Origin of the sequence: Rhizobium brockwellii (assembly GCF_000769405.2) — a bacterium.
GTDB classification, from domain to species: Bacteria; Pseudomonadota; Alphaproteobacteria; order Rhizobiales; family Rhizobiaceae; genus Rhizobium; species Rhizobium brockwellii.
In genome coordinates, this window is the sequence record NZ_CP053445.1 from 36302 (window position 1) to 53700 (window position 17399).

Below are 17399 nucleotides of genomic sequence, written 5' to 3' on the forward strand. Positions count from 1 at the left end.
GCATTGCCGTCGCTCTGCTAAACCTCCTGCGGCAACCCTTTTGACCGGTCTTGCGGGAGGCGAACGGCTTTCGCAGTTTCTGCTACAGCTGGTATGCCCTTCCTATTTTGGATGCTTCTGCCCGAGAGCTCAAGAGTTGTCATCGCGTGAAACTTCGCGATTGCAAACCTTACTGGCCAGGTTAGCTGACATCGCACTCCGAGCAACAAGGTTGATCTGCCGATCATGCCGTGTTTTGAAGGTGGAAGATCGGCGGCGGGGGTTTGTCAACAGGAATGGTAGAACAGTTTGACATGTTTTCGGAACAGGTTTCCCGCGACCCGGTGGTCACGCGTGACATTTCCAAATTGGCCAAGCCCGAACAGCATACTGTTCCCATAAGTGAAGAGGACATGGTCCGGTATCTGTCGGAGACAGGTCGATATCGGATCCTCCAGAAACTCGCGCCGCGCGCAATCTCACCATTCCCGCGTCCGGAATACCCGCTCAAGGGCATCATTCTCGACACCGAGACCACGGGCCTCAATGCTCGCAAGGATGAGATCATCGAGATTGGCGTGATCGCCTTCACCTTCGATGCGACAGGAAGCATCGGTGACGTGACCGGCATCTATGGTGGGCTTCAGCAGCCGAGCGTTTCCATTCCTCCCGAGATCACCAGGCTCACCGGCATCACCGATGATATGGTCGCCGGGCAAACAATCGACATGGCGGCGCTAGAGGCGCTGATTGAACCTGCTGATATTCTTATCGCCCACAATGCCGGTTTCGACCGGCCATTCTGCGAGGCATTTTCTCACCTGTTTGCCGGCAAGGCCTGGGCTTGCTCCAACTCCGAGATCGACTGGTCGTCGCGGGGATATGAAGGCACCAAGCTCGGCTACCTGATCGGGCAAGCAGGATATTTTCACGATGGGCATCGGGCGGTCGACGATTGCTTTGCACTTCTGGAGGTCCTGGCTCGAGAAATGGACGGACCGGCTTTCACCGCTTTCGCCGAGCTCTATGAAGCAAGTCAGACTTCACGTGTCCGGATCTTTGCAGAGAACAGCCCCTTCGATATGAAAGATCACCTGAAGGCGCGAGGCTATCGCTGGTCCGACGGAAGCGACGGCCGTCCCAAATCCTGGTGGATCGAGGTTGGGGAAGAAGCGCTCGATGATGAGCTCCGATATCTCAGGGCAGAGATCTACCGTTATCCAGACGCCGATCCACCCATCAAGCGCCTGACCGCCTTCGACCGATTCCGGGCCTGATGCAATCCGTTTGATGCATCTCTGAAGCGACCCATGCTTTGAGCGCATGGCCGACCTGAGACCTTGTGCCTTATCGACGGTCGGGCAAGAGCCTATATTCCAATCATCGAAACGACGTTGGAACCAAAGCATGGTTGCTGGCGTCAAGAGACCTCACGAAAGGGGATCATCATGAACGTAGCACGCTCCTTCAACAACTGGCGCAAGTACCGTCAGACCGTCACCGAACTTGGCCGCATGAGCTCGCGCGAACTGCAGGACCTCGGCATCAATCGCGCCGATATCCACAGCGTTGCTCGCCAGTCGGTCGCTCGCTAAGCGACTGTTTCCAAGCCAACCTGATTGACAATTCGCCCGCTGATGACGCGGGCGTTTCTGTGTCTGGCCGCCGCGAGGCGCTGTGCTGGAGATCTCTCTCGTCAGGATGAGGCCGTGCATTTTCCGCATGGCTGCACTGCAGCAAAGTCTATTTAATATGCGGAGAGAATGGGTATCTTGGTTTCATCGAGGCGATGCACCTCCTCCCGCAGAGCTTCGAATTCAGACGGCCCACTCCTCCTCCCAAAGGGCGTCTGTCGGAACAGCGGCACTCCTCCTCCCAGCCGTTGTTCGGTTCTTTTCGAAAAGCCTGCCGCACCTCCTCCCGCGGCAGGCTTTTTCGTTTTCAGGACCGTGGTATCAGAGCCCGAGCGCGAGCTGCGGCTCTTGCCCGCTCTCTTCGGTGTTGAGCGATGACAGGGTGATCCCCAATAGCCGCACAGACCGTTTGAACGGGAACACCGAGGCGAGCAGGGTTTCAGCATTCTCCAAGACCATGTCGACGTCGGACACGGGTCCCCACACGGTCCTGCTGCGTGTCGCCTGACTGAAATCTGAATATTTGATTTTGACGGTGATCGTCTTTCCCGTGATGTCATGGGCCTCGCAATAGCGCCAGACCTTCTCGGCCAATGGCCGCAGTTCGGCTTTGGCCAGATCGAGATCATCGATGTCCTCAACGAACGTGTCTTCAGCGCCGACGGACTTGCGGATGCGATCAGGTCTGACCCGGCGTTCATCGATGCCGCGGGCGATGCCGTAGAAATAAGGGCCGGACTTGCCGAAATGCTGCTGAAGGAAGGCGAGGGACTTCGACTTGAGATCAAGCCCCGTCTCAATGCCATGCTGTTTCATCCGCTCGGCGGTCGCTGGCCCCACACCATGGAATTTCTTGACGGGGAGGGCTTCGACGAAACCCGGGCCGTTCTTCGGCGTGATGACGGCTTGGCCATTCGGCTTGTTCAGGTCGCTCGCCATTTTGGCCAGAAACTTGTTGTAGGAGATGCCGGCAGACGCGTTAAGGCCGGTGACCGCCTTGATCTTCGCCCGGATCTCCAGCGCAATCTCGGTGGCGATCTCCATGCCCTTCAGGTTTTCGGTGACGTCGAGATAGGCTTCGTCCAGCGACAGTGGCTCGATCAGCGGCGTGTATTCGGCAAAAATCTCGCGGATCTGTTGCGATACCGCCTTGTAGACGTCGAAGCGCGGCGGCACAAAGATCAGCTCCGGACATTTGCGCTTGGCGGTCACTGACGGCATGGCCGAATGCACGCCGAAGACACGGGCCTCATAACTGGCGGCGGCCACAACACCACGTGCCGCCGATCCTCCAACGGCCAATGGTAGCCCACGTAGCTTCGGGTTGTCTCTCTGTTCGACCGACGCATAAAAAGCATCCATGTCCACATGGATGATTTTGCGCATGGGTTGCACGCTTCCCATGACGTCAGTTCCCACATGGTAAGTCGGCATTTCGTGAACATGCGTCTGACTGCTCTGGTCGTGCTGGGTGCTGGTGATCAAAGCAACAGACCCTCTTCGTCCGGCTTTGGTTTGGCCTGCGGCGGCACGATCACCAGCATGTTGCCCGGGAGCGGTCGCTGTAGGTGGCGGGCTTCATCCCACGGTGCTGTCAGCCAGGTCTCGACTTCTTCAGGCGTGGTCAGGATGGAGGGCATGGCCTTTTGATGAATCGGCGAGACGATCTCGTTGGGCGAGGTCGTCAGAAATCCGAAGAGTTCGTATTCCTGTTCGCCATCCCTGACTTTGCGTACGCCCTTCCACGGGGTCCAGAAGCCCGCGAAAAACATCAACGGCCGATCTTCATTGCCGGCAAACCAGGCATTGGGCACCCGTCCTCCCTCAATCTTGCTGGCTGGATCCGGTTCGGCAAAGGAGGTGAACGGCACGACGCAGCGGCTGGTTGGGCCGAGCCAGCGCCGCCAGTGCGGCGAACTCACATTGCGAATATTGGTGACGCCGGGATCGTAGTTTTTCACATAGGCTGGCGGCGACGGCATTCCCCAGGTCGCCCGGGCAATCTCTCGGCTCCCGTCCTCGGCGACGCGGACAATCGGCGCCTGATAGCCTGGATAAACATCGAAGGAGGCTTCATTCCAGCCGGCCCGATCCCGGAATGCCTTTGTGAACTGGAGAACCGCGTCGCGCGTGGTCGTCACGTTGTAGAGATTACACATTGCCGTCCTCCTATCCAATGCATGTCGAGGCGAAGTTTCCGACCCTTTCGGAACGCAATCAAGCTTTGAAAGCTCCAGCGATCACGTGGGCTTTTGCGGCTCAAAAACCAAGGCCGCCTCCAGCAAACAGGGAAATCCCGTCCCGCATCTATCCTGCCCGTCAGAACAATGCATCTTGTCGCAACCCATTGCCATGCGACGGCGCAGATCCACAAAACGCATGCTGGCGCCAAACTGTTTCACCAACGCCTTGCGATCAAGCTCGCCCCGTTGCCCGCACGGTTTGCATTCGACGGTAATCACCGGTCCCTTGAAATCTCTGAGCGTCAGCAGGCCGGGCATATCTCTATTTTCTCATCGACGATATTTTTCGTCACATTCAGCATCGAATTGAATCTGCTTGATGAATCGATCGAGCAAAAGCCGTCTCGTGATGCTGGCTGCAGTCCACCCGATTCTTGCCCGTTGACTCATCGCTGTTTAAAGAACAAAAACAGAACATATCAGCTTTTTTCGGCTATGCAAATGCACTCTTGACGTTGGAACCCGATGCCAATCACTGCCGCCAATCCCGTCATTTCCGAGCTTCAGAACCGCATCCGGCGGCTTGAAGGCGGAGCTGCACGCAAGGGCGAGGTGCTGTCGTTCGGGATTGCCGAGATCGACGCAAAGCTTCCCGGGGGTGGGCTCGCCCGCGGCGCCTTGCACGAAGTGGCAGGAGGTGGCGCCGACGCGGTCCATGGTGCCGCGGCCGCTCTGTTCGTCGCGGGGATCGTCGCGCGTACGAAGGGCGACGTCCTCTGGTGCCTGACCCGGCCGGATCTGTTTGCGCCGGCATTGGCACAGGCAGGCCTTCATCATGACCGGGTCATCTATGTCGAGGCCGACCGGGAAGAGGATGTGCTCACGAATTTCGAGGAGGGCCTGCGTTTTGGCGGGCTTGGCGCCGTCGTTGCCGAGCTTGTGCGCCTGCCGATGACCGCCTCGCGGCGGCTGCAACTGGCGGCCGAGGCTTCAGGAACGATCGGCATTGCGCTGCGACGATGGCGGCGTCCGACGGAGGCAGCAGATTTCGGTCAACCGACGGCTGCCACGACGCGGTGGCGCATCAGCGTCCTACCCTCCGAACCGCTTCCCGTGCCGGGCATCGGGCGGGCACGGTGGCTGGCGGAATTGATCAGAGCAAGAGCGGGAGAAGCCGCGGAATTTGAAATAGGTGCCTGCGATGCCACGGGTCGTATCAGTCTTTCTCCCCACGCTCGCGACGGACAGGATCAGGCGCGCCGATCCCAGCATTTCGGCTGAAACACCGGTGGTCGTCGTTTCCCGCAGTGGATCGAAACGCACTGTCGCAGCCATCGACGCGGCGGCCTTCAGGGCCGGGGTGCGGATCGGCATGCCCGCCGCCAAAGCTCAGGCGATGATATCCGGCCTGCACCTGGTCGATGCCGACCCCAACGGTGACACCGCGGCGATCGAGCGCCTGGCACTGTGGATGCTGCGCCAATATACGCCGGTAGTGGCAATGGACGGTCCCGACGGCATTGTCATGGATACCGAGGGCGCCGATCACCTGCGCGGCGGCGAGTTGCCGATGCTGACTGGTCTCGTCAACGCGTTGAGAGGTCATGGTCTTCGGGCCCATGGCGCCATCGCCGATACGTGGGGCAGTGCCCATGCGATCGCCCGCGCCACGCGGCGAGAGGTGATCATCGTGCCAGTTGGTGAGACAGCAAAGGCCGTCGTCAACCTGCCGATTTCCAGCCTTCGTCTGCCGCCCGACATCGTCAGCGGTCTGGGCGTGCTTGGGTTTCGGACCGTCGGCGAGCTTTCCGCAACGCCGCGGGCGCCTTTGACATTGCGCTTCGGGCCGGAGGTCGGCCGCAGGCTCGATCAGATGTTCGGACGCCTTGCCGAACCGATCGACCCCATTCGCACCGCAGACCTGATCGAAGTGATCAAATCCTTTTCTGAACCGATCGGTGCGGCCGAGACCATCGCCAAGTATATCGGCAAGCTCGTGGTCGAACTCTGCGCCGCGTTGGAGACGCGCGGGCAGGGCGTTCGCCGCGCCGACTTGATTGTCTACCGCGTCGACAACACCTTGCAGTCCGTGCGTGCCGGAACGGCAAAGCCGGTGCGCGATATTCCTCATCTGACAAAACTTCTCTGTTCCAGCATCGAGAAGATAGATCCCGGTTTCGGCATCGAGAAACTGTCCCTCACTGCTACCATGATCGAACCGTTCGAAGAGAAGCAGTGCATCTCCTCGCTGGTCGAAGAAACCATCGTCGACGTCACACCGCTGCTCGACAGTCTTGGAAATCGCGGCCAGCGCATGTACCGGCTGGCGCCGGTCGAAAGCGACGTTCCCGAGCGCAATGTCGGGCGCGTCTCCCCGGTTTCCGAAAAGCTCGGTCAGGCCTGGCCGACCCGCTGGCCCCGGCCGAGCCGGATGCTGGCGCACCCGGAACGGATCGAGGTCATTGCGCTCACGCCCGACCATCCGCCGGCATCAATGACCTGGCGGGGGAAACGCCGGCGCATCAAGCGTGGTGACGGGCCGGAACGGGTATTCGGCGAGTGGTGGGTCCGTTCCTCCGAAATGGAGGCGGTAAGGGACTACTATTCCGTCGAGGACGAGGACGGCAATCGCTTCTGGGTCTATCGCTCCGGCGACGGCGTGGATCCCGCGACCGGAACGGCCAAATGGTTCCTGCACGGGATCTACGGCTGATGCGCTACGCTGAACTCCAGGTCACCAGTCATTTTTCCTTCCTGCGCGGCGCGTCAGGTTGCGATGAGTTGTTCACGACTGCCAAAGCCCTCGGCATCGAGGCGCTTGGCATCGTCGATCGCAACAGTCTGGCCGGGATCGTGCGCGCCTGGGAAGCAGCCAAGGAAACCGGTGTGCGGCTGGTCGTTGGCTGCAGGCTCGATCTGACCGACGGCATGTCGATGCTGGTCTATCCAACGGACCGGGCCGCATATTCGAGGCTCTGCCGGCTTCTGTCACTCGGCAAGGAGCGCGGCGGCAAAGGCAAGTGCATCCTCGATCTGACGGATGTGGCTCTTTATGCAGAGGGACTGCTCGCCGTCCTGATCCCCGACGAGGCCGATGACGCATGCGCCGTCGAGTTGCGCAAGGTGAGGGAGATCTTTGGCGACCGCGCCTACATGGCGCTGACGCTACGCCGCCGGCCTAATGATCAACTGCGCCTGCATGAGCTCAACACTCTGACGATCCGGCACAAGGTTCGACCTGTTGTCACCAATGACGTGCTGTTTCACGAGCCGGGAAGGCGGCAATTGCAGGATGTCGTCACCTGCATTCGCCATCGCACGACCATCGATCAGGCCGGTTTCTTGCGCGAACGGCATGCCGATCGTTTTTTGAAGCCACCGGAGGAAATGCACCGTCTGTTCAGCCGCTATCCGGAAGCACTCGCACGCACCCGCGAGATCGTCGACCGCTGTCGGTTCGACATGAGTGAACTGACCTATCAATATCCCGAGGAAGCGATCATCCCCGGACTGACGGCGCAGCAGACGCTGGAAAAATTCACCTGGGAGGGCGTTCGCGATCGCTATCCCGAAGGGGTGCCTGATGATGTGCTGAAGACCCTCAATCACGAACTCGATCTGATCCGCAAACTCGATTACGCCCCGTACTTCCTTACGGTTTACAGCATCGTCCGATTTGCGCGATCTCAAGATATTCTCTGCCAGGGTCGCGGAAGTGCTGCCAATTCCGCCGTCTGTTATGTGCTGGGGATCACCGCGATCGATCCGGCCGCAAACGATCTGCTGTTCGAGCGCTTTATCTCGGAAGAGCGCAACGAGCCGCCCGACATCGACGTCGATTTCGAACATGCCAGACGCGAAGAGGTGATCCAGTGGATCTACAAGACCTACGGGCGACAAAGGGCTGCCCTTTGCGCGACCGTCACCCGCTACCGCGCCAAGGGTGCGCTTCGCGATGTCGGCAAGGTGCTCGGCCTGCCCGAAGACATGATCACGGCGCTGTCAGCCGGCGTCTGGGGCTGGAGCAAGGAGGGCGTTGGCGAAAAGCAGGTCAACGAGCTGAACATGAACATGTCCGACCGGCGCCTGCAACTGACATTGGAACTGGCGCAGCAACTGATGGGCGCACCCCGTCATCTGGGCCAGCATCCCGGCGGCTTCGTTTTGACCAATGACCGGCTCGACGAACTGGTGCCGATCGAGCAGGCCCGGATGGAGGATCGACAAACGATCGAATGGGACAAGGACGACATCGAGGCGCTCAAGTTCATGAAGGTGGACGTGCTGGCCTTGGGAATGCTGACCTGCATGGCCAAGGGCTTTGCATTGCTGGAAGAGCACAAGGGAGTGAAGCTCGATCTTGCCACCATCGAGCCCGAAGATCCGCCGACCTACGCGATGATCCGAAAGGCCGACACGCTAGGCACGTTCCAGATCGAATCGCGCGCGCAGATGTCGATGCTGCCACGGCTAAAACCCCAGACCTATTACGACCTGGTCATCCAGGTGGCGATCGTTCGCCCCGGTCCGATTCAAGGCGACATGGTGCATCCTTACCTGAGACGGCGCGAGGGCAAGGAGGCAGTCGTCTATCCGAAGCCGGAACTGGAGGCCGTGCTCGGCAAGACGCTGGGCGTGCCATTGTTTCAGGAGTCTGCGATGAAGGTGGCGATCGTCTGTGCCGGTTTTACAGCCGGCGAGGCCGATGCGCTCAGGCGCTCGATGGCGACATTCAAGTTCACCGGTGGTGTCAGCAAGTTCAAGGACAAGTTGGTCCAGGGGATGGTGAAAAACGGCTACACGGAAGAGTTTGCCGAAAAAACCTTCTCGCAGCTCGAGGGCTTTGGCTCCTATGGCTTTCCCGAAAGCCATGCTGCGTCGTTTGCTCTCATCGCTTACGCCTCCTCCTATATCAAATGCCACTATCCGGATGTCTTCTGTGCCGCCCTCATCAATGCGCAACCGATGGGCTTCTACGCGCCGGCGCAGATCGTCACGGATGCCCGGGCCCACGGGGTAGCTATCCGGCCAGTCTGCATCAATCGTTCGCGGTGGGATTGCACGCTTGAGGAGATCAGCGGAACCGACGACCATGCCGTGCGGCTCGGTATGCGTCTGGTAAAGGGACTACCCGAACAGGATGCGGCAAAAATCGCGGTGACGCGCGGCGACGATCCCTTCGTTTCCATCGACGACATGTGGCGGCGCGCCGGCGTGTCGTCGGCCTCCCTGGTCAAGCTCGCCGAAGCTGATGCATTCCGGCCATCCTTGAACCTTGAAAGGCGCGATGCGCTCTGGGCGATCAAGGCCTTGCGCGACGAACCACTTCCACTCTTCGCTGCGGCTGCCGATCGCGAGCGGGCGGTGATTGCCGAACAGCAGGAACCGGATGTGGCGCTTCGGCAGATGACGGAGGGCGCCAATGTCGTCGAGGACTATGGCCATACCGGCGTGACACTGCGTGCCCATCCTGTCAGCTTCCTGCGAGAGGATCTCACCCGCCGAAACATCGTCACCTGCGCCGAGGCAACCTCGGCCCGCGATGGTCGCTGGCTGATGACGGCGGGTCTGGTTCTTGTCCGTCAGAAGCCGGGAAGTGCCAAGGGCGTCATGTTCATGACCATCGAGGATGAGACAGGCGTTGCCAATATTGTCGTCTGGCCGAGCCTCTTTGAAAAACAGCGCCGTGTCGTGCTTGGATCCGCGATGATGGCGATCAACGGCAAGATCCAGCGCGAAGGCGGCGTCGTGCATCTGGTGGCGCAACGGATGTTCGATTTGACCAGCGATCTTGCGAGCCTGGGCGAGCGGGACACCTTCAGGGTGCCGTCGGGGCGCGGCGATGAGTTCGCCCATGGAGTGCCCGGCAGCCCGGATAGCCGTGAGCGGCCGCAGGTGGGTGTGAAACCGCGGGATTTGTTCGTGCCTGACTTGCACATCGATACGTTGAAGGTGAAGAGCAGGAATTTTCATTAAGGAATCCAGTGTGACCAGCTTTCTCCAATGAAGAAAGCGGCGGTTCGATTCCGGTCAAGACCATCGGTGTGAGAATAGCGACTCCGGAGAGCAGTTGCGTCAATCCAACGATGCCGATTCTTGGCGACCTCGCCCTTGTAGCTGGAGCCCATGCCATAACGCCGCGGGCATTTCATCTGGACACCTATTGCCCGTGATCAGGGTGACGCCGCCGGGTGTTTCCACGTCTCGCTCTAGACTAAATCTGAATTCCCTTCGTTCAGGTAGCGAGTGTCGATACAGCTCGGAATTTGCAACTTTAGCGACGATTACAACAATAGACGCTTCTAAGTGTCGCAATCTTCAGCTAGCGTGAGTGTGGCAAGCGTTCAGCCAAATGCAGAATGTATTTCTCTCTCTTCGAAGCTTTACTCTTGGGGCGACAATGACCACTACAATGCCGATTGGGACAAACCCTGTCCGGGCGCGGTCGCAAACCAGAGGTTTGCTCTATCGCGGCGATATTTTGCCAAACAAACTCATTCAAACCATTGTCGTCAAAGCCGCCGTTGATGGTACGGAAGCTCTGCCTACTGTCGCGGTGCGTGAGATAGGAGCGCGTGCGAAGGATCTCTATCAAATGGGGATCTGCGCGATGAAACTATTTGCGAAGGAACTGACACAAGATCCAACGGGGCAGGTCGCGGAACGGGATGACAGTATCTGTGGACAAGCATTGCGAGCCATCAAGGACGCTGAGCCGCGCATGGGCGTGATAACCGAGACGTGCATTTGCTCGGCAACCGGCGGCGCCTGTGTGATCCTTGACAGCCAGAACAAGGTTGACATTGCCGCGACGATGGACCGGTTTCGTTGCATTGCCGTTATGCAATGCAGAAATGGCGCTGATATCCTGGGTCCAGCGTCGATGGCCGATGGCGCCGTGCGCGAAGTCCGTGGAGCCGCAGACGCGGCCGGATTTGGAGATGTCGCATTGATGCCACACGTCGAGTTTCGCTCGGCGCTCTATTCTACCTACCGGAAGGTTGCCGGGAACGGAGCAGGGATCTACCGTCACGGGCTCCAAGTCGAGATCGATCAAGGGGCTCAGTTCGTCGCTGCCGGACGCCTTATGGTCGATGAGGGGGCTGATATGCTGCTGGTCGAGCCTGGCATGTTTTTCCTTGACCTAGTCCGTCCGATGATCGATGCAGCAAGCTGCCCGGTTGGTATATTCTCCGTCTCGGGCGAGTATAAAATGCTGCAGTCTTTCGACGAGGATGATCGACTGGCGATCCATTCGGAGTATCTTCGCAGCGCTTTTAGAGCCGGCGCCGACTACGTCGTGACATATGCGGCCGATCAAATTGCTCGTGGCCTCAACTAGGAAAACAACATGGTGCACCTCAGAATCGGATGCCGGGGAAGCAGGCTTGCAAAAATGCAGACTGATCAGGCCGGCGACTACATCTGTCAGACTCAGCCCGGGACCTCTTTCGAAAAGGTTGAGTTCACGACCTCTGGCGACAAGATTGCCGGCAGCCTCAAGCGCGCCGGCGGCAAGGGCCTGTTCGTGCGTGAGCTGGACGTCGGGTTGAAGGCCGATAAGATCAATCTGGCGATTCACTGCCTCAAGGACATGCCCGGCAACGAGCCCTTGGCAGAGGGAACAAGGATCGCAGGCTACTTACCTCGAGCCGATGCAGGGGACGTCTTGATCTCGACAGGCTACCGCTCGATTGCCGACCTTCCGCAAGGCGCAAAAGTTGGGACGACGGCGCCGAGGAGGATTGCCCAACTTCGCGCCATACGTCCCGACCTACAGTTCGACTTCGACTATCGCGGCGCCATCGATACCCGTATCAAAAACATGCGCGAGAAACGGGTGGATGCCACTCTTCTTGCCGCCGCAGGTCTTGATCGGGCAAGCCTATGGGAAGATGAGTTCGTTCGGTTGTCTGTTGATGATTTCCTTCCAGCCATGGGTCAAGGCACATTGGCACTGCAGTGCCGGGATGGTGATGATGCGGTTTTCGAGCTCTGCCGCGCCGCGACATGCGCGGACGCCGAATTTGCCGCTCTCGCTGAGCGCCAATGCCTGAAGGTCCTGGACGGAGACTGCTTTTCGGCCATAGCCGGCATTTGCGAAAAGAAGTCTGAGGCCTGGGTCTTCACGGTGGCCATCTTCGGCAGCCGTCCAGGCGAACAAGTTCGCAGCGTTCTTGTGTCTGAAGCAGACGAAGGCGCGGAGGCGTTCGGCAAGCGAATTGCCGAAGATCTCATCGGACGTGGCGGAAAAGAATTCGTGGAACGAGGCTTCCTGGAAGGTGTCCAGCACTAAAGCTCTTGGCCTGGCGGCTGCCACGCCAGCCGCCAGTGTCGGAAGCCGTCCGTCAGAACCCTTCGTTTGCAATGTCCCGCGCGAAATAGGTCAGGATGAGATCGGCTCCGGCGCGTTTAAACGCGCCTAGCGACTCCCGGACAACGAGCTTCTCATCGATGGCGCCGGCCTTCGCCGCGAATTTGATCATCGCGTATTCACCACTGACCTGATAGCTCACCAGCGGAAGAAGTGTGCGTTCGCGAAGACGCGCAAGCACATCCAGATATGGCATACCGGGTTTCACCATCAGCATGTCGGCGCCTTCGAACTCGTCCAGCAACGATTCCCGGAGTGCTTCGCGGCCATTGAGATGGTCCATCTGATAGGCCTTGCGGTCACCCCTGAGCTGAGAACCAGCTGCTTCCCTGAATGGTCCGTAGAAGCTCGATGCAAACTTTGACGAATACGCCATGATCGGTGTGACGGTGAAGCCAGCGTCATCCAGCGCCGCCCGAATAGCGGAGACTTGACCGTCCATCATTGCTGACGGGGCTACCATATCGGCGCCGGCGCGCGCCGCCGTGACCGCCTGCCGTCCGAGGTTTTCGATCGTGATATCGTTGTCCACATGGCCATCCGTAATCACACCGCAATGGCTATGGGATGTGTATTCGCAGAAGCAGGTGTCAGCGATCACAATCAACTCCGGTGCTGCTTCCTTCGCGATGCGGACCATCCGTGCAAGCAGCCCGCTTTCGCTCCAGGAATCACTTCCATCGTCCGTCTTGTGATGCGACACACCGAACATCATGATCGCCTTCACGCCGTCAGCGTAGATCGCGGCGATCTCTTCATGAAGCGTCGCCTCGGGTATGCGATGCACCCCCGGCATGGATGAAATCTCGACCTTTTCGCTGATCTCCTCTTCGACGAAGATCGGGTAGATCAGGTCGTTCATCGTGACGCTGTTCTCGGCGAACATGCTGCGAAGTGCGGCAGTTTTTCGCAGCCGTCTGCTTCTGACGGTCGGGAAGGTTGCTCCTGTCATTTGGCTTCTCCCTGATTCAACTTTGGCGCGAAAGGGTAACACGGTTTCGAAAACCATAGCACGCGAAATTTCGCAGGATGATGACAAACGCTCTCTCACGTGGAGCAATGAATTTCCCGTCGATCGCGCGCACGCGTTTCCCGCTCGGCCCATCGGCACAAGCCAGTTCAATATTCGATAGACGAACGAGAAACGCGTCAATAAGCTCGGCCTAGAATTGCCACCAAAGTCCGAGGCGCCGCATCTTCGCCGCTCAGCGTTTTACGCTTCGACGCAACGACCGGGATGCCTGACCCGTGCACGATCGTCCCCGCGCGCGGCGGCGGATCGTCCCACTCAAGTCTTGGAGGCCGTACATTCGTCGCTTTGCGTCTAGAACGTCAGGAACTAGCGCTTTCCGGCTGACAGGAGGAACAATGACATTCGATGCTTCAGTCTTTACGAACTTCATCGCTTCTCGAAATCCGGCACATGCCCGGGTGTCGCCGTCCTACACAGGAACGGAGACGTTCTTCGACATCGTCATCATCGGATCCGGCATGGGAGGTGGGGTTCTCGCCGATGATCTCGCCGACCGGTTGGGACAAACGAAACGGATACTCGTCATTGAAGCAGGTTCCTATCTCTACCCGACCCACGTCTACAACTGCTCCCACATGCCCAACAGCACTGTCGCCCAACGGTTCGGCTGCGGTTCATTCAAGCAGAATGGTAGGGAGGGGGAGGAATACTATATCCACGAACGGCCTCAGATGAATTTCGGGGGGCGGTCGATCTTTTGGTCCGGATTGATCCCGGCCATTCAGGCGTGGGAACTCGATTTCTTTCCTGAACGTGTTCGGCAGGAACTAAAGGGCGGCCTGCTCGAGAGAGCCGGCGCGGCGATGAACCAGTCGGTCACACTCGGCGAAACCGCTCGGAAGATAGTCGAGAAATTAAAAGCCAGCTCTCTCGCCGAGCATTTCAATATCATGGAAACGCCCAGGGCGCTCCATCAGCCTTATTTGCGCTCGGACGGAGTGCCTGTTTCGGAGCTGACGAAGCAGTCGACTGGCGTTTTCAATACTGCCGAATTGCTGATCAATCAGCTTGGCCTGTCATCCAACCAAAACTCGGGTGGCAATGGCCTCGGGCTGCGACTGCTCCTCAACCATTATGCCGAGGACATCAAGCGGCTGGATCAGGATCGTTTGGAGGTCCTCGCACGCGACACCTTGACGGGCGAAGCGCGGTATTTTCTGGCGGGGAAACTCGTGCTGGCCTGCGGGGTGATCGAGAGCCCGAAACTTTTGGCGCGCAGCACCATCGGTCGCGATTTACCCCAGCATGTCCGTTCGCTTGTCGGACGAGGCCTGACCGACCATCCCACGACGAACGAGATTCTGACTACCGCAACACATATTGACGACGTCGCCATACCGAAGAACGCCAACGCGAAAATCGTACTCTACTCTAGAGGCAAACACGACGCCGCCGACAAGATCATCTATCCGTTCAACGTGGAGATGAACGTCAATCACGAGTATTGGCATCTGCGTGAGAACGATCCGTCCAGTCCGGAAACGCCGATCGCCAACACAGGTGACTCGATCATCGATATCAAATTCAGTTTTGGCAATTGCCTCGATAGCGGCAATATAATCCGTGAAACACCGCCATTCGGATATGTCCCGGAGATCGTTTTCCGAAATCAGGGCTGGATGAGCTATCTCACCTCGTCTCGATTGCCGGCACTCGCTGGGTGGCAGAAAAGCGACACCGAGGTATTTGCGGTCCTCAATGACGTCACCGGCAAGATATTCGGTCAGTTCACCAACCGTGGGGCCGTGTGTGCGCCGGTGGAGAACAAATGGTATGGCGAGTGGGGTAAAGGCTTTGGCTATGGCACCGTTCATCATGCGGCCGGTACGTTGAGGATGCCGTACAAGGACTGGTTTGGCGGCCCCTTTCTGACCGAAAGCGTGGTGGACGAAGACCTTCGCGTGAATAATACTGCCAATCTCTACGTCTGCGACATGTCGATCATGCCTTTTGCCTCTGCTGCCAACCCTGTTCGCACGCTCACTGCTCTCGCATTGCGACTCTCCAAGCACCTTGGTTGATGGTCATCGGAACTATGGCGGTATGGCGCATCCGTTTAACGACGCGACACCGAGTGTCGCCCGACAAAATGTCCGTTCCGCAAACGCATCACCGCGACCGCCCGCTGTCGCGCGCCCAACGGGTCAAGAGACCTATGGCAAGACTGGATCGGAGGCCGCCGCGAGATCTGCTTTCACCCGTCCGATCGCCTGCGTGACGAACCTTCGTTGTAGATGGCGCGTTCGTTTGGGCGTTGGCGCGACCTGCCCGAACCCTCTGGGCGATAACTACTCGCTGAAGCGGACCTCGCTCGAATGGCTGATGATCGATATTTCCATCGTGCGGGCTCATCAACATGCCCCCGGCGCGCGCCCGTCAAAGGGGGCGAATACTTTGGGCCTGGTCGATCTCTCGGCGGATTAAACACCAAAACAAATGCCGCGCCCCGAAGCGTTGAATCTACTGATCGGCTCGCCGGCAAGGGAACGCGAAGGCGCTCTCCCTGTCTTGACGTACACACCTGGGATCTCGGCAACCTTCATCGGCACCTTGGGAATTCAGCAACTTCCCCCATTGCCGCACTTCAGTGCTAGCGAAGAATTGACATCATCCGCGGCCACGTAGTCAGGCTGCTGGTCGTAGCTCGCCTGTCCGTCGCACGAAAACGCACGACGTGAATTGACGATCCAATAGTGATCGACTGTTCCTGCTGCCATTTCCGCCTTCGTGGCCGTTTCGTTGTCTTCATCCCACGCCAAGACGTCAATCTGTCCCTTTTTCACAATTACCAGGGAGAAGCCGTTCGGGCTCTGCTGGATGCGAGCGACACATTGAACGCCGCGATCGAGCAATGATATCAACCGCGTCGGGTATTCGCCAGCAAGGGCGTTCTTCTTGGAAGCGAGTTTTGCAGGGATCCGAGGATCATCGGTGCAATAGTCCGGACCGCTACCACACGCGGCAGCGGTAGGGCTTGCATACATAGCGACCGCACTCGCGGAAAGATAAGCCGAGAGGGAAATCAAAACAGTCCAATTTTTCATCGAGTTCTCCATGAGGTCGAGTAAACTTGGCATCGCGCGGGTTAAGTTCGCAATGCTGCCAGCCTTGCTTGCATTCGGTCTTAGAGTGAACGGGCAGCGTAGTGCACGTTATCCCGATCGGACGAGTTCCATGAATAGTTCAATGTCTGGTTTTTGGCGGAAGATCCGCCGGAAGACCCCCAGTAGCCGGTTGGGTATTTGCCATGGGCCAGCGCGCCCGATACGACGATTGCAACATGTCCATTGTTTCGTGGTGGCGTGTGGTCGGCTGCCTTGAGCCCAGCAATCACAAGCATTCCCGCGTCCGCCATGGCGGCGGCCTGCGCGCCACCGGTCAGTGCTACCCACCCGCTTCCTGAAATCTGATCAACGATATCGTCCGCTTGCCCCGTGAGTGTCACACCGCTAGCGGACGCCACCGCACGAACAAAGGCGCTGCAGTCATTCTTGTTCGCCTCGAAGGCCGCCTCGCAGCGGTCAATCATGGCTTGGCCCTTGGCAGATGCTGGCAAGACCTGTGCTGCCGCGATAAAATCGGCCAGTGCCTCTGATGTCATCCTTGTAGTTTCGACATTGGCGGGCTTGGTGGCAGAGCGCTGCGATGATGGGTCAACGCGCTTGATGCTCCCTGAAATCAATTCCATGACTTCATGGATAAGGAAAGATCCGCCGGCCAAGAGGCCGCCTGAGAGGACGATGTCCACACCTTTCCAGATCGCCGTTGCCAGCCATTGTCCCGATCCTGAGAAACTCACGGTGCCGAGCGTATCGAGAATCCGGACGCCCGCAATTGCAATCAAGATCCCTAGGACAAGGGCAGCAACCGATGCCGGCCGCTTTGCATCAGGGACCGATTGGTCCTCTCCAGGATCATGACGGTCGGGGCCGTTCTGTTGACTGACGCCAAGATAGACTTCGACGACGCGTTCGATGACGATGGTGAGCAGCGCCATTTGCTGTAGGCGCTGCAACAGGTTTGCAGTCCCATTCGCGTCAAACGTAAACCCGCCGCCTATCCAGACGCCCGCGAAGCCGACAACGACGATGCCCACGACAACTGACACCGCCAAGAAAAAACTATCACGATTAAACATTTCCCCCACCCCCAGGTTTGCCCCATCCGATAATCCGCTAATAACATGTATGGGTTGA

At 58.6% G+C, this 17399-nt stretch carries 14 protein-coding genes and 1 pseudogene; 9 read left to right on the forward strand and 6 right to left on the reverse strand.

All coding sequences use genetic code 11. The annotated features are described in order from the left end of the window. Positions 1 to 275 precede the first annotated feature (275 nt). The gene (locus RLCC275e_RS33715) at positions 276 to 1256 is read left to right on the forward strand and encodes a 3'-5' exonuclease (RefSeq protein ID WP_033184379.1); all 981 of its coding nucleotides are present in this window, start codon (positions 276 to 278) and stop codon (positions 1254 to 1256) included. 171 nt (positions 1257 to 1427) lie between these two features. Then, on the forward strand, positions 1428 to 1574 hold the full coding sequence (locus RLCC275e_RS33720) for a DUF1127 domain-containing protein (protein WP_003551724.1): 147 nt from the start codon (positions 1428 to 1430) through the stop codon (positions 1572 to 1574). A 360-nt stretch (positions 1575 to 1934) separates the two neighbouring features. Here the strand turns inward: RLCC275e_RS33720 and dinB are convergent, their stop codons facing one another. From dinB to RLCC275e_RS33735, 3 genes are all read right to left on the reverse strand, one after another. Continuing rightward, complete coding sequence (dinB, locus tag RLCC275e_RS33725) at positions 1935 to 3017, reverse strand: DNA polymerase IV (RefSeq protein ID WP_033184378.1); 1083 nt, start codon at positions 3015 to 3017, stop codon at positions 1935 to 1937. Positions 3018 to 3094: 77 nt separating this feature from the next. Continuing rightward, entirely contained in the window at positions 3095 to 3772 is a 678-nt protein-coding gene (locus tag RLCC275e_RS33730) for an SOS response-associated peptidase (RefSeq protein ID WP_033184377.1), read from the reverse strand. Between the two features lie 81 nt (positions 3773 to 3853). Continuing rightward, a complete protein-coding gene (locus tag RLCC275e_RS33735; RefSeq protein WP_033184376.1) occupies positions 3854 to 4114 on the reverse strand; it encodes a hypothetical protein in 261 nt (86 codons plus the stop codon). A 207-nt stretch (positions 4115 to 4321) separates the two neighbouring features. Between RLCC275e_RS33735 and RLCC275e_RS33740 the strand changes: the two genes are divergently transcribed. From RLCC275e_RS33740 to hemC, 5 genes are all read left to right on the forward strand, one after another. Beyond that, positions 4322 to 5077, forward strand: coding sequence for an ImuA family protein (locus tag RLCC275e_RS33740; RefSeq protein ID WP_033184375.1), 756 nt, complete (start codon positions 4322 to 4324; stop codon positions 5075 to 5077). Further along, positions 4998 to 6509, forward strand: a complete 1512-nt coding sequence (locus tag RLCC275e_RS33745; RefSeq protein WP_082229866.1) for a Y-family DNA polymerase — start codon at positions 4998 to 5000, stop codon at positions 6507 to 6509. The genes RLCC275e_RS33740 and RLCC275e_RS33745 overlap by 80 nt, the downstream gene beginning before the upstream one ends. Next, positions 6509 to 9772 (forward strand): error-prone DNA polymerase, encoded by a 3264-nt coding sequence (locus RLCC275e_RS33750; protein ID WP_033184374.1) that lies wholly within the window; start codon positions 6509 to 6511, stop codon positions 9770 to 9772. The genes RLCC275e_RS33745 and RLCC275e_RS33750 overlap by 1 nt, the downstream gene beginning before the upstream one ends. Before the next feature lie 424 nt (positions 9773 to 10196). Beyond that, entirely contained in the window at positions 10197 to 11138 is a 942-nt protein-coding gene (locus RLCC275e_RS33755) for a porphobilinogen synthase (RefSeq protein ID WP_171816994.1), read from the forward strand. Between the two features lie 9 nt (positions 11139 to 11147). Continuing rightward, positions 11148 to 12092 (forward strand): hydroxymethylbilane synthase, encoded by a 945-nt coding sequence (hemC, locus tag RLCC275e_RS33760; RefSeq protein ID WP_050516867.1) that lies wholly within the window; start codon positions 11148 to 11150, stop codon positions 12090 to 12092. A 52-nt stretch (positions 12093 to 12144) separates the two neighbouring features. Here the strand turns inward: hemC and hemB are convergent, their stop codons facing one another. Next, positions 12145 to 13122, reverse strand: coding sequence for a porphobilinogen synthase (gene hemB, locus RLCC275e_RS33765; protein ID WP_033184372.1), 978 nt, complete (start codon positions 13120 to 13122; stop codon positions 12145 to 12147). 416 nt (positions 13123 to 13538) lie between these two features. Between hemB and RLCC275e_RS33770 the strand changes: the two genes are divergently transcribed. Together RLCC275e_RS33770 and RLCC275e_RS34570 are read left to right on the forward strand one after the other, a co-directional pair. Next, positions 13539 to 15224: a GMC oxidoreductase gene (locus RLCC275e_RS33770; protein ID WP_033184371.1), complete on the forward strand. Its 1686-nt coding sequence runs from the start codon at positions 13539 to 13541 to the stop codon at positions 15222 to 15224. Between the two features lie 213 nt (positions 15225 to 15437). Then, a pseudogene (locus tag RLCC275e_RS34570) lies at positions 15438 to 15698 on the forward strand (IS5/IS1182 family transposase); the annotation flags it as partial. A gap of 63 nt (positions 15699 to 15761) precedes the next feature. Here the strand turns inward: RLCC275e_RS34570 and RLCC275e_RS33775 are convergent. Next, positions 15762 to 16247: a hypothetical protein gene (locus RLCC275e_RS33775; RefSeq protein WP_033184370.1), complete on the reverse strand. Its 486-nt coding sequence runs from the start codon at positions 16245 to 16247 to the stop codon at positions 15762 to 15764. 80 nt (positions 16248 to 16327) lie between these two features. Next, positions 16328 to 17341: a hypothetical protein gene (locus RLCC275e_RS34575; protein WP_246723447.1), complete on the reverse strand. Its 1014-nt coding sequence runs from the start codon at positions 17339 to 17341 to the stop codon at positions 16328 to 16330. Positions 17342 to 17399 lie beyond the last annotated feature (58 nt).

Coding starts and splice junctions, on each gene's coding strand:
- hemB (WP_033184372.1), bottom strand. CDS start 13,122: ATGACAGGAGCAACCTTCCCGACCGTCAGAAGCAGACGGCTGCGAAAA.
- RLCC275e_RS33740 (WP_033184375.1), top strand. CDS start 4,322: ATGCCAATCACTGCCGCCAATCCCGTCATTTCCGAGCTTCAGAACCGC.
- RLCC275e_RS34575 (WP_246723447.1), bottom strand. CDS start 17,341: ATGTTTAATCGTGATAGTTTTTTCTTGGCGGTGTCAGTTGTCGTGGGC.
- RLCC275e_RS33720 (WP_003551724.1), top strand. CDS start 1,428: ATGAACGTAGCACGCTCCTTCAACAACTGGCGCAAGTACCGTCAGACC.
- RLCC275e_RS33750 (WP_033184374.1), top strand. CDS start 6,509: ATGCGCTACGCTGAACTCCAGGTCACCAGTCATTTTTCCTTCCTGCGC.
- RLCC275e_RS33735 (WP_033184376.1), bottom strand. CDS start 4,114: ATGCCCGGCCTGCTGACGCTCAGAGATTTCAAGGGACCGGTGATTACC.
- RLCC275e_RS33745 (WP_082229866.1), top strand. CDS start 4,998: ATGCCACGGGTCGTATCAGTCTTTCTCCCCACGCTCGCGACGGACAGG.
- hemC (WP_050516867.1), top strand. CDS start 11,148: ATGGTGCACCTCAGAATCGGATGCCGGGGAAGCAGGCTTGCAAAAATG.
- RLCC275e_RS33770 (WP_033184371.1), top strand. CDS start 13,539: ATGACATTCGATGCTTCAGTCTTTACGAACTTCATCGCTTCTCGAAAT.
- RLCC275e_RS33715 (WP_033184379.1), top strand. CDS start 276: ATGGTAGAACAGTTTGACATGTTTTCGGAACAGGTTTCCCGCGACCCG.
- RLCC275e_RS33755 (WP_171816994.1), top strand. CDS start 10,197: ATGACCACTACAATGCCGATTGGGACAAACCCTGTCCGGGCGCGGTCG.
- dinB (WP_033184378.1), bottom strand. CDS start 3,017: ATGGGAAGCGTGCAACCCATGCGCAAAATCATCCATGTGGACATGGAT.
- RLCC275e_RS33775 (WP_033184370.1), bottom strand. CDS start 16,247: ATGAAAAATTGGACTGTTTTGATTTCCCTCTCGGCTTATCTTTCCGCG.
- RLCC275e_RS33730 (WP_033184377.1), bottom strand. CDS start 3,772: ATGTGTAATCTCTACAACGTGACGACCACGCGCGACGCGGTTCTCCAG.